The organism is Bacteroides sp. 3_1_13, assembly GCF_001185845.1.
Taxonomy (GTDB): Bacteria; Bacteroidota; Bacteroidia; order Bacteroidales; family Bacteroidaceae; genus Bacteroides; species Bacteroides xylanisolvens.
Map to the genome: position 1 here is coordinate 2,066,440 of NZ_KQ236955.1, position 13,128 is coordinate 2,079,567.

Annotated in this window: 9 protein-coding genes; all 9 read left to right on the forward strand. The window is 43.0% G+C overall.

The window, feature by feature from the left end:
* Positions 1-86: 86 nt before the first annotated feature.
* The 9 genes from recQ to HMPREF9009_RS07370 all read left to right on the forward strand — a co-directional run bounded on the left by recQ (position 87) and on the right by HMPREF9009_RS07370 (position 13,105).
* On the forward strand, positions 87-2,267 hold the full coding sequence (gene recQ / locus HMPREF9009_RS07330; RefSeq protein ID WP_008020386.1) for a DNA helicase RecQ: 2,181 nt from the start codon (positions 87-89) through the stop codon (positions 2,265-2,267).
* An 86-nt stretch (positions 2,268-2,353) separates the two neighbouring features.
* A complete protein-coding gene (guaB, locus tag HMPREF9009_RS07335; protein ID WP_008020388.1) occupies positions 2,354-3,832 on the forward strand; it encodes an IMP dehydrogenase in 1,479 nt (492 codons plus the stop codon).
* 142 nt (positions 3,833-3,974) lie between these two features.
* A complete protein-coding gene (locus HMPREF9009_RS07340) occupies positions 3,975-5,519 on the forward strand; it encodes a peptidylprolyl isomerase (protein ID WP_083444185.1) in 1,545 nt (514 codons plus the stop codon).
* A gap of 54 nt (positions 5,520-5,573) precedes the next feature.
* Entirely contained in the window at positions 5,574-6,419 is an 846-nt protein-coding gene (locus HMPREF9009_RS07345) for a peptidylprolyl isomerase (RefSeq protein ID WP_009038960.1), read from the forward strand.
* Positions 6,420-6,428: 9 nt separating this feature from the next.
* On the forward strand, positions 6,429-7,811 hold the full coding sequence (locus tag HMPREF9009_RS07350; protein ID WP_004314388.1) for a peptidylprolyl isomerase: 1,383 nt from the start codon (positions 6,429-6,431) through the stop codon (positions 7,809-7,811).
* 22 nt (positions 7,812-7,833) lie between these two features.
* A complete protein-coding gene (locus HMPREF9009_RS07355) occupies positions 7,834-9,600 on the forward strand; it encodes an OstA-like protein (protein WP_008020395.1) in 1,767 nt (588 codons plus the stop codon).
* Position 9,601: 1 nt separating this feature from the next.
* Positions 9,602-9,901 (forward strand): hypothetical protein, encoded by a 300-nt coding sequence (locus tag HMPREF9009_RS07360; protein WP_004314386.1) that lies wholly within the window; start codon positions 9,602-9,604, stop codon positions 9,899-9,901.
* A gap of 17 nt (positions 9,902-9,918) precedes the next feature.
* The gene (gene mutL / locus HMPREF9009_RS07365) at positions 9,919-11,814 is read left to right on the forward strand and encodes a DNA mismatch repair endonuclease MutL (protein ID WP_049701804.1); all 1,896 of its coding nucleotides are present in this window, start codon (positions 9,919-9,921) and stop codon (positions 11,812-11,814) included.
* A 103-nt stretch (positions 11,815-11,917) separates the two neighbouring features.
* The gene (locus HMPREF9009_RS07370) at positions 11,918-13,105 is read left to right on the forward strand and encodes an OmpA family protein (RefSeq protein WP_049701805.1); all 1,188 of its coding nucleotides are present in this window, start codon (positions 11,918-11,920) and stop codon (positions 13,103-13,105) included.
* Positions 13,106-13,128 lie beyond the last annotated feature (23 nt).

Consider the following 13,128-nt stretch of genomic DNA (forward strand, 5'->3'; position numbering starts at 1 on the left):
AGTTGTTTATAACTTTGTTTGGCTCTCTTGAAGGAGGGAGCCTACTAAAGTTAAACCATGAACTGAATAAAACAACCTAAGTTAAGATGGCAAGGAAGATTAATTTAACAGATGAACTGAAGAAGTGTTTCGGATTTAATAAGTTCAAGGGAAACCAGGAAGCGATCATTAATAACTTGCTCGATGGTAAAGATACCTTTGTACTGATGCCTACCGGTGGCGGGAAATCTTTATGCTATCAGCTACCTTCGCTCTTGATGGAAGGTACGGCAATTGTAATTTCTCCGCTTATTGCGTTGATGAAGAATCAAGTGGATGCAATGCGCAATTTCAGTGAAGAAGATGGCGTCGCCCATTTTATCAATTCTTCATTAAACAAAGGCGCGATAGACCAAGTGAGGTCGGACATCCTTGCCGGAAAGACAAAATTGCTATATGTGGCGCCGGAATCGCTGACGAAAGAAGAAAATGTAGAATTTTTGCGTTCGGTGAAAATTTCGTTCTATGCAGTAGACGAAGCTCACTGTATTTCTGAATGGGGACATGACTTCCGACCGGAATACCGGCGGATTCGCCCTATTATCAACGAAATAGGAAAGGCTCCGTTGATTGCGTTGACCGCAACAGCGACACCAAAGGTGCAGCATGATATCCAGAAAAATCTGGGAATGGTAGATGCTCAAGTTTTCAAATCGTCGTTCAACCGTCCAAACCTTTATTATGAGGTACGCGCGAAGACCGCTAATATTGACAGGGATATTATCAAGTTTATCAAAAACAATCCGGAAAAATCGGGCATTATCTATTGCCTTAGTCGGAAAAAAGTAGAGGAACTTGCTGAAATCCTTCAGGCAAACGGTATCAATGCGCGTCCTTATCATGCCGGGATGGATTCGTTGGCGAGGACTAAGAATCAGGATGATTTCCTGATGGAAAAAGTGGACGTTATTGTAGCAACTATCGCTTTCGGTATGGGAATCGACAAGCCGGATGTAAGGTTTGTGATTCACTACGATATTCCAAAGAGTCTGGAAGGGTATTACCAGGAGACCGGACGTGCCGGTAGAGATGGCGGTGAAGGTCAGTGCATAACCTTTTATACAAACAAAGACTTGCAGAAACTGGAGAAGTTCATGCAAGGAAAACCTGTGGCAGAGCAGGAAATTGGCAAGCAGCTTCTGTTGGAAACCGCTGCTTATGCCGAATCTTCCGTATGCCGGCGCAAGACGTTGCTGCATTATTTCGGCGAAGAATATACGGAAGAAAATTGTGGAAATTGTGACAACTGTTTAAACCCTAAAAAACAAGTGGAGGCTCAAGAGTTATTGTGTGCCGTGATTGAAGCGATTATCGCGGTGAAAGAAAATTTTAAGGCAGATTATATTATAGACATACTACAAGGTAAAGAAACTTCCGAAGTACAGGCGCATTTGCATGAAGACCTCGAAGTCTTCGGCTCCGGTATGGGCGAAGAGGATAAAACATGGAACGCAGTGATTCGTCAAGCACTGATCGCAGGTTACTTGAGCAAGGATGTGGAACATTACGGACTCCTGAAAGTGACGGAGGAAGGACACAAGTTCTTGAAGAAGCCGAAGTCATTCAAGATTACCGAAGACAACGACTTTGAAGAGACAGAAGAAGAAGTTCCGGCACGTGGCGGTGGTTCCTGTGCGGTAGACCCTGCTCTTTATTCTATGTTGAAGGACTTGCGGAAGAAACTCTCGAAGAAACTGGAAGTGCCGCCTTATGTGATCTTCCAGGATCCGTCTTTGGAAGCGATGGCTACCATTTATCCGGTGACATTGGATGAATTGCAGAATATACCGGGTGTAGGAGCCGGAAAAGCAAAACGTTACGGTGAAGAGTTCTGTAAATTAATCAAACGCCACTGTGAAGAGAATGAAATAGAACGTCCCGAAGACTTGCGGGTACGTACGGTTGCCAATAAATCAAAGATGAAAGTAGCTATCATTCAGGCAATTGACCGTAAAGTGGCGTTAGATGATATCGCTCTTTCTAAAGGTATCGAATTTGGTGAACTCCTGGATGAAGTGGAAGCTATCGTCTATTCGGGAACCAAACTGAATATCGATTATTTCCTGGAAGAAATCATGGATGAAGATCACATGCTCGATATCTACGATTATTTCAAGGAATCTACCACTGATAAGATTGATGATGCGCTTGATGAATTAGGCGATGACTTCACTGAAGAGGAAGTTCGCTTGGTACGTATTAAGTTCATCTCTGAAATGGCCAATTAAAAAAGCGAAAAAAATAAGCGTGCAGGTATGCAGTTTTGAATAAAAACCGTATATTTGCACGCAATAATTTTTAAACGCATAGCCCTATGTCATTTATTGCTGATAAGATTGTAATGGATGGGTTAACTTACGACGACGTATTGTTGATCCCCGCTTATTCTGAAGTTTTACCGCGCACTGTCGATCTCTCGACTAAGTTTTCAAAAAACATTGAGTTAAAAATTCCTTTTGTGACGGCTGCCATGGATACGGTTACCGAAGCGAAAATGGCTATTGCCATTGCTCGTGAGGGTGGTATCGGCGTGATTCACAAAAATATGTCTATCGAAGAACAGGCAAGACAAGTTGCTATTGTAAAGCGTGCCGAAAATGGTATGATTTATGATCCTGTAACTATTAAAAGAGGTTCTACTGTGCAGGATGCACTGGACATCATGGCGGAATATAAAATCGGTGGTATCCCTGTGGTAGATGATGAAGGTTATTTGGTGGGTATTGTTACCAACAGAGATTTGCGTTTCGAAAGAGACATGGCTAAACATATTGATCTTGTCATGACTCCGAAAGAAAGATTGGTAACTACAAACCAGTCTACTGATCTAGAATCTGCTGCACAGATTCTTCAGAAACATAAGATCGAGAAACTTCCGATTGTCGGAATGGACGGAAAGTTGATCGGTCTTGTTACTTATAAAGATATTACAAAAGCAAAAGATAAACCGATGGCTTGTAAAGATGCCAAAGGTCGTTTGCGTGTAGCTGCCGGTGTAGGTGTGACTGCCGATACGCTGGATCGTATGCAAGCATTGGTAGATGCCGGTGCGGATGCAATTGTGATTGATACGGCTCACGGACACTCTATGTTTGTGATTGAAAAACTGAAAGAAGCTAAGAAACGCTTCCCGAACATTGATATCGTAGTGGGTAATATTGCTACCGGAGAAGCTGCAAAAGCTTTGGTAGAAGCAGGAGCGGATGCAGTGAAAGTCGGTATCGGTCCGGGTTCTATCTGTACCACTCGTGTGGTTGCCGGTGTAGGTGTTCCACAGTTGTCTGCTGTCTATGATGTAGCAAAAGCCTTGAAGGGTACAGGTATTCCCTTGATTGCCGATGGTGGATTGCGTTATTCGGGCGATGTCGTGAAAGCGTTGGCTGCCGGTGGATATTGTGTAATGATCGGATCGTTGGTTGCCGGAACAGAAGAGTCTCCGGGCGACACAATCATTTTCAATGGTCGTAAATTCAAATCCTATCGTGGTATGGGATCGTTGGAAGCGATGGAGAACGGTTCGAAAGACCGTTACTTCCAGAGCGGAACTGCTGATGTGAAGAAGCTGGTTCCGGAAGGAATTGCTGCCCGTGTTCCTTATAAAGGTACACTTTTCGAGGTTGTCTATCAGTTGTCAGGTGGTTTGCGTGCAGGTATGGGATACTGCGGTGCTGCCAATATTGATAAACTTCATGATGCTAAGTTTACCCGCATTACCAATGCAGGTGTAATGGAAAGCCATCCGCACGACGTGACGATTACTAGTGAATCGCCTAACTATAGCCGTCCGGAATAATAGATAGATACGGTGAACTATTAACGGTGAACGGTGAACAGGCTGTATTGTCAGCAAGGTGTTCACTGCTCACCGTTTGTTGTTTATCTGTTATTGCCTCTGTGATGTTTGTTGTTTATTGTTTGGAAAATAAAAAATGATGATGAAAAGAAGCCTGTTGTTGGGATGTATTTCTCTCTTTGTTGTCGCGGTCTTTGCGCAAGAAGATCCGGTATTGATGCGTGTTAACGGAAGAGAGGTACTCCGTTCGGAATTTGAAAATGCATACCGCCGTTATGCAGAACGCTCAAATGCCCAGCTTTCACCAAAAGAGTATGCGGCACTTTTCGCTCAATCAAAGTTGAAGGTGGAAGCAGCCAGGGCTGCCGGACTTGATACGACTGCAGTTTTCCGTAAACAACACGAGAAGCGTCGGACAGAATTGGTAGAATCTTATCTGATTGACAAACAAGTGATGGATAGTTGTGCCCGTGTCTTGTATCAGAAGATGGGATTGAAAGCACGTAACGGCCGGGTGCAAGTCATGCAAATTTTTAAACGTTTACCGCAGACGGTGACTTCCCGTCATTTGGAAGAAGAAAAAGCCCGGATGGATTCTATATACCGGGTGATACAGAATCAGCCGGATTTGAATTTTAACCGTTTGGTGGAAATCTATTCGGATGATAAGCAGAGTAGATGGATAGAAGGTCTGGAGACAACGAGTGAATTTGAGGATGTCGCTTTCTCTTTGGCGAAAGCTGCGGTATCACAGCCATTCTTCACTCCTGAAGGGATTCATATCTTGAAAGTGATTGACCGGGAGGAAGCATTTGCTTATGAAAATGTCAGTGGCAGGTTGATAGAGCGGTTACGGCGTAAGGAAATTTTAGACAAAGGCACGGCAGCGATGCTCGACCGATTAAAAAGGTCATGGCAGTATACCCCGAATCAGGCAGCAATGGAAGAACTGTTAACGAAAGGCCGGACAGAACAAAATCTCTTTACGATTGATGGACAGGCATATACCGGAGCTATGTTCACGCGTTTTGCCTCTTCTCATCCTCAAGCTGTCAAACGCCAGTTGGAAGGGTTTATTGCTAAATCATTATTGGATTATGAAAGCCGGAATATAGATAAAAAGCATCCGGAAATTCGTGTTGCCTTGCGGGAATCTGACGAAAACTATTTGGTAAAAGAAATCACACGGCAGAAAATAGAGTTGCCTGCCATTAATGACCGGGCCGGATTGGCTACCTATTTCAAATTTCATTCGTCGGATTATCGGTGGGAGAGTCCCCGGTATAGAGGAGTCGTGCTTCATTGCGTTGATAAAAAGACGGCAAAGCAAGCTAAAAAAATGCTGAAGAAAGTGCCGGAAAAAGAGTGGGCGGACCAGCTTCGGCAAACTTTTAATACATCCGGGACGGAAAAGATACAGGTTGAACAAGGTATTTTTGCCGACGGAGACAATAAATATATAGATAAACTGGTTTTTAAGAAGGGTGGTTTCGAACCCGTAATGTCTTATCCTTTTACCATTGTTGTAGGCGAAAAAATGAAAGGACCGGATGATTATCGGGAAGTAATTGAACAGGTGCGAAAGGATTATCGAAGCTATCTTGACACGTGCTGGGCGCGGGAATTGAGGGAGTTTGGTAAGGTTGAAATAAACCAAGAGGTTTTAAAAACAGTTAATAATAACTGATGTAACCGATTATTCACTATCTTCGTACCTTAAATAAGTAGATTTTAGTTGCCAATGCGAATATTAGTCCTCTTACTGATTACCCTTCTTGGTTGTGGAGCGTGCAAGGAACAGCGCGACCACAAAGGAAAGACTCCTTTGGTAGAGGTGGACGGTAACTTTTTATATAAAGAAGATTTGATGTCCGTGCTTCCGGTCGGATTGTCAAAAGATGATAGTATTCTCTTCACCGAACATTATATTCGTAGTTGGGCGGAAGAGATTTTATTATATGAGAAAGCTGCGAACAATATTCCCGATAATGTGGATGTAGACAAACTAGTGGAGAATTATCGGAAAGCGTTGATTATGCATACTTATCAGCAGGAGTTGATAAACCAGAAGCTGTCGAATGATATTTCCGAACAAGAGATCGCAGAATATTACGGAAAAAACAAAGAACTGTTTAAGCTGGAAACCCCGTTGATTAAGGGATTGTTTATCAAAGTGCCGTTGACGGCTCCCCAGCTGAACAATGTGCGCAGGTGGTATAAGTCGGAAAAACAGGATGCTGTCGAGAGCCTGGAAAAATATAGCTTGCAGAATGCAGTGAAATACGAATACTTCTATGACAAATGGGTGTCCGTGACTGATGTACTGGATATGATTCCATTAAAAGTAGAGGCACCGGAAGAGTACGTAGACAAACACCGTCAGGTAGAATTGAAAGATACGGCCTATTATTATTTCCTGAATGTGAGCGATTATCGCGGAATTGGTGAAGAGAAACCGTATGAATTTGCCCGTTCGGAAGTGAAAGACTTACTGGTTAATCAGAAACGGGTGAGCTTTATGGAACAGGTAAAGAACGACTTGTATCAGCAGGCAGTAAGTAAGAAGAAGATTATATATAATTATTAAATACAAAGAATGAAGAAGTTTGTGAACTTTAGATTTGTTGTTACCCTTGTCCTGGCAATATTTGCTAATGTGGCAACCTATGCACAAGATAATGTGGTTGATGAAGTAGTTTGGGTAGTAGGTGACGAAGCTATTTTGAAATCAGATGTAGAAGAGGCCCGTATGGATGCCTTGTATAATGGACGCAGATTTGACGGCGATCCTTATTGTGTAATTCCTGAAGAGATTGCTGTGCAGAAGTTGTTCCTGCATCAGGCAAAGTTGGACAGTATCGAGGTTTCCGAAGCGGAAATCATCCAGCGTGTGGATATGATGACCAACATGTACATCCAGCAGATCGGTTCCAGAGAGAAGATGGAGGAGTATTTCAATAAAACTTCCACCCAGATTCGTGAGACGCTGCGTGATAATGCACGTGACGGATTGACCGTTCAGAAGATGCAGCAGAAACTGGTAGGAGAAATCAAAGTGACTCCGGCAGAAGTACGCCGTTATTTTAAAGACCTTCCACAAGATAGTATTCCTTACATTCCGACACAGGTAGAAGTGCAGATCATTACTTTACAACCGAAAATTCCTATCTCGGAGATTGAGGATGTAAAAAAGACGTTGCGTGATTATACGGATCGTGTGACAAAAGGAGAAATCGACTTCTCTACATTGGCGCGTTTGTATTCGGAAGACAAGGCATCTGCCATTAAAGGTGGTGAATGTGGATTCATGGGACGTGGTATGATGGACCCTGCTTATGCGAATGTAGCGTTCAGTTTGCAAGATCCGAAGAAAGTTTCTAAGATTGTGGAGTCGGAATTTGGTTTCCACATTATCCAGTTGATTGAAAAACGTGGTGACCGTGTCAACACTCGCCATATCTTGTTGCGTCCGAAAGTATCGGAAAAAGAACTGACCGAGGCTTGTGCCCGTCTGGATTCTATTGCTGATGATATTCGTGCCAACAAATTTACATTTGATGATGCGGCTGCCGTTATCTCACAGGATAAAGATACTCGTAACAACCATGGTATTATGGTGAACATCAATGAAAATTCAGGTGTGACTACTTCTAAGTTCCAGATGCAGGATCTTCCTCAAGACGTTGCTAAAGTAGTGGATAAGATGAATGTAGGCGAAATTTCCAAAGCCTTTACAATGATTAATGAGAAGGATGGAAAAGAAGTATGTGCTATCGTGAAGTTGAAAGCAAAAATCAACGGTCATAAAGCAACCATTGCAGAAGACTATCAGGACTTGAAAGAAATTGTGATGGACAAACGCCGTGAAGAGATGTTGCAGAAATGGATTCTGGACAAACAGAAACATACTTATGTACGCATCAACGAAAACTGGCAGAAGTGTGACTTCAAGTATCCGGGTTGGGTCAAGAAGGACTGATGTAACCTTGCTTTGATTTTATATGCTGAAAACAAATAAGAAAAATAAACAACAAGACAGGCATAGATGGCTCCTTATAGGCTTTCTATGCCTGTTTGGTGTATGTCTTGTAGCACAAGTGAGGCCAACGGGACAGAAACCTGTAACAGGGGATTCAATTAAATCGGCTGCGGATACGTCTAAGTCGGCTTCAAAAGCCAAAACACCGGCAGGCAATAAGAAACAATCGGACAACAAGAAACAACCGGAGAATAAAAAGACCAAAGTTTATCTGCTTCATGCTGATGAAGGTCAGGCGGATAAGTTGGCGCGTCCGGATGTGCAGGTATTGATTGGTAACGTGAAATTGCGCCATGACAGTATGTATATGTACTGTGACAGTGCACTGATTTTTGAGAAAACCAACTCTGTGGAGGCCTTCAGTAATGTACGTATGGAACAGGGAGACACTTTGTTCATCTACGGTGATTATCTTTATTATGACGGCATGACGCAAATAGCGCAGCTTCGTGAAAATGTGAAGATGATTAACCGGAACACCACCCTGTTGACAGATAGCTTGAATTACGACCGTCTCTACGACCTCGGATATTATTTCGAGGGAGGAACCTTGATGGATGAAGAGAATGTATTGACTTCCGATTGGGGAGAATACAGTCCTGCAACAAAACAGTCGGTATTCAATCATGATGTGAAGTTGGTAAACCCAAAGTTTGTGTTGACTTCCGATACATTAAGGTATAATACGGAAAGCAAAATCGCAGTTATTCTCGGACCTTCCAATATCGTCAGTGATAATAATCATATCTATTCGGAACGGGGATTTTATAACACAATGACCGAACAAGCCGAATTGTTAGACCGTTCGGTACTGACCAATCAGGGAAAGAAACTGGTAGGCGACAGTCTGTTCTATGACCGTATCATCGGTTATGGCGAGGCGTTCGATAATGTGAAGATGACAGATTCCATTAATAAGAATATGCTGACGGGTGATTATTGTTTCTATAATGAATTGACAGACTCCGCGTTTGCGACGAAACGTGCGGTGGCAATCGACTACTCGCAAGGGCCTGACAGTCTTTTTATGCATGGCGATACATTGCAGTTGGTGTCTTACAACCTGAATACCGATTCCGTTTTCCGGTTGATGAAAGCTTATCACAAGGTACGTATGTATCGTACGGATGTTCAGGGAGTATGTGACTCACTGGTCTATAATTCGAAGGATTCCTGTATGACCATGTATACCGACCCTATTCTTTGGAATGAAGGGCAGCAACTACTTGGCGAGCAGATCAAGATTTATATGAATGACAGCACGATTGACTGGGCGCACATCATCAACCAGGCGTTGACGGTGGAAATGAAAGATTCTATTCATTATAACCAAGTGTCCGGCAAAGAGATGAAAGCCTATTTCATTAATGGAGATATGCGTCATATTGAAGTGATTGGTAATGTGTTGACCGCTTTCTATCCGGAAGAAAAAGACAGTACGATGACCGGATTTAATTGTCTGGAAGGTAGTGTGCTTCATCTTTATATGAAGGATAAGAAGATGGAAAAAGGACTGTTTATCGGTAAATCCAACGGAACGATGTATCCGATGGACCAGATACCGCCTGATAAATTACGTCTTCCCACTTTTGCCTGGTTCGACTATGTCCGTCCGCTGAATAAGGATGATATCTTTAACTGGCGGGGTAAGCGTGCGGGTGATACACTGAAACCGACCACCGACCGGCGACCCAAAACAGAAAAGCGAAACTTAATAAATATGAAGTAGTATGGGAATGTTTAACTCAATGAGAAAGCCCCGTGGCTTTAATCATCAATACATTTATGTAGACGAGCGGAAAGAAAAGCTCGCAAAGATGGAGGAGAACGCCAAACGTGACTTGGGGATGCTTCCGGAAAAGGAATTTAATCCGGAGGATATTCGCGGTAAGTTCATTGAAGGTACTACGCATTTGAAAAGAAGAAAAGCGAGTGGCCGCAAACCGGTCTCTTTCGGAATCATACTGATAATCATTGCTTTCCTTCTTTATCTGTGGCATTATTTGGCGACAGGAAGCTGGAACTTTTAATTATTAATTTACGAAGAATGAGCGATATAATTCATTTGTTACCTGATTCGGTAGCTAACCAGATTGCTGCCGGTGAAGTGATACAACGTCCCGCGTCTGTCATCAAGGAGCTAGTGGAGAATGCGATTGATGCAGATGCACAAAATATACATGTATTGGTGACTGATGCAGGTAAAACCAGCATTCAGGTGATTGATGATGGAAAAGGAATGTCCGAAACGGATGCCCGTCTTTCTTTTGAGCGACATGCCACTTCTAAGATACGTCAAGCGGCGGATCTGTTTGCTTTGCGTACAATGGGATTTCGCGGAGAGGCATTGGCTTCTATCGCTGCTGTGGCACAGGTAGAGTTAAAGACACGTCCGGAATCGGAAGAGTTGGGCACGAAGCTGGTGATTGCAGGCTCTCAAGTGGAAAGCCAAGAGGCTGTGTCCTGTTCTAAAGGAAGTAACTTCTCTGTAAAGAACCTATTCTTTAATGTACCTGCCCGTCGTAAATTTCTAAAGGCTAATTCAACGGAATTGAGTAACATCCTTGCCGAATTTGAACGGATCGCTTTGGTGCATCCGGAGGTTGCCTTTTCGCTTTATAGTAATGATTCGGAGTTATTCAATCTTCCAGTATCACAATTACGCCAACGTATCCTTGCTATTTTCGGTAAGAAGCTCAATCAGCAGTTACTGAACATAGAGGTCAATACTACCATGGTGAAAATCTCCGGATACGTAGCCAAGCCGGAGACTGCCCGTAAGAAAGGGGCACATCAGTATTTCTTTGTCAACGGGCGTTATATGCGTCATCCTTATTTTCATAAGGCAGTCATGGAGGCTTATGAACAGTTGATTCCCACCGGTGAACAGATTTCCTACTTTATCTATTTCGATGTAGATCCGGCTAATATTGACGTGAATATCCATCCGACAAAGACTGAAATCAAGTTTGAAAATGAACAGGCCATTTGGCAGATACTTTCAGCATCCGTGAAGGAGTCGTTGGGTAAATTCAGTGCGATCCCTTCTATTGATTTTGATACGGAAGACATGCCTGACATTCCGGCATTTGAGGAAAAGATATCTTCCGAGCCTCCGAAGATACATTATAATACAGACTATAATCCGTTTAAAGTCTCTACTGGTGGTGGCGGGTCGTACAGCCGTTCGAAAGTGGAATGGGAAGATTTGTACGGAGGGCTGACGAAAGCCAGTAAGATGAACAATCCGCAGCCGGAACCCGAAATGAATTGGGAGGATTCTTCTATTGGGAGTGAACCGGCTTTCGTTGAAGAAAAGATGGAGACGGTCGTATCTGCTGCTTCTTCCACTTTGTATGCCAGTGAACCGGTTATGGAAAAAGGAAATCAGCATTTGCAGTTTAAAGGGCGGTTTATTCTGACTTCAGTTAAATCCGGTCTGATGCTAATTGATCAGCATCGGGCACACATACGGGTACTTTTTGACCGCTATATGGTGCAGATCCAACAGAAGCAGGGGGTATCACAAGGTGTTCTGTTCCCGGAAATATTACAATTACCGGCTTCCGAGGCTGCTGTACTGCAAAGTATTATGGATGATTTGTCTGCGGTCGGTTTTGATTTGAGTAATCTGGGAGGCGGTAGCTATGCCATTAATGGTATTCCTTCGGGGATTGAAGGGCTGAATCCGGTGGAACTGGTGCGTAATATGCTGCATACAGCGATGGAAAAAGGAAGTGATGTCAAGGAAGAAATCCAAAGTATTCTGGCATTAACATTGGCCCGTGCAGCGGCTATTGTTTACGGACAGGTGTTGAGTAATGAAGAAATGGTAAGCCTTGTAGATAACCTTTTTGCCTGTCCCTCACCGAATTACACCCCTGATGGGAAAACTGTTTTGACAACAATCAAGGAGGAAGACATCGAAAGATTATTCAAATAAAACAAATAATTTCATCTTTTTCTAAAACCTTTTAGTTCAGTTCGTGTTATTTAAATAGTTCAACAAAGAAAAAGATTTAAATAACCACTTAACTATTAGGTATATGAAAAAGATTCTGATGTTGCTGGCATTTGCCAGCGTTGCGTCTGTCGCTTCTGCGCAGCAGACAATGACTGTAACTGAATACGAAGTGATTCAGGTACAAGATAAATATCAAGTAATAACTAATCCTTTCTGGAGTAACTGGTTCTTCTCTATAGGAGGCGGCGCCCAGGTGCTATATGGAAACAATGACCATATCGGCAAATTCAGAGACCGTGTTGCTCCTACATTTAACGTGTCTGTCGGCAAATGGGTAACTCCTGGATTCGGACTGCGTTTGCAATACAGCGGACTGCAGGCAAAAGGATTCACTACCAGCGAAACTGCTAATTATGTAGTGGGTGGTCCGAGAGAAGACGGTTCTTACAAACAAAGATGGGACTACATGAACTTGCATGGTGATTTGATGATTAACTTGAACGCACTTTTTGGTGGATACAATCCGAACCGTGTATATGAAATTATCCCTTATATAGGTGCCGGTTGGGCTCATGCTTATTCTCGTCCTCACACTAACTCCGCTACTTTCAATGCAGGTATTATCAACCGCTTCCGTTTGTCGAATGCTGTTGACTTGAATCTGGAGTTGAGTGCAACAGGTCTGGAAGGCAAGTTTGACGGAGAACATGGAGGTAGACCCGATTATGATGGTATCTTAGGTGCTACCCTCGGTGTGACTTATTACTTCCCTACTCGCGGATTCCAACGTCCTACTCCACAGATTATCTCTGAACTCGAATTGAATCAGATGCGTAATCAGATGAATGCAATGGCGGCAGCTAATATGCAATTGCAACAACAGTTGGCAAATGCACAACAACCAGTAGAAGTAGAAGATACTGAAGAAGTTGTTATCACAGATACTAACATTGCTCCGCGTACCGTATTCTTCAAGATCGGTTCTGATAAATTATCTCCGCAAGAAGAAATGAACTTGTCATATCTTGCCAGCAAGATAAAAGAATCTCCGAATGCTACATACACAATCAACGGATATGCTGACTCTGCAACCGGTACTCCTGCTTTCAATCAGAAGTTAAGTTTGGAACGTGCACAGGTTGTTAAAGACTTGTTAGTTAAGAAGTATGGCATCTCTGCCGATAGACTGAAAGTTGCAGCCGGTGGTGGTGTTGACAAATTCGGTCAACCGATTCTGAACCGTGTAGTATTGGTAGAATCTGCACAGTAATAAAAAGTAAAAAAGCGATTTCA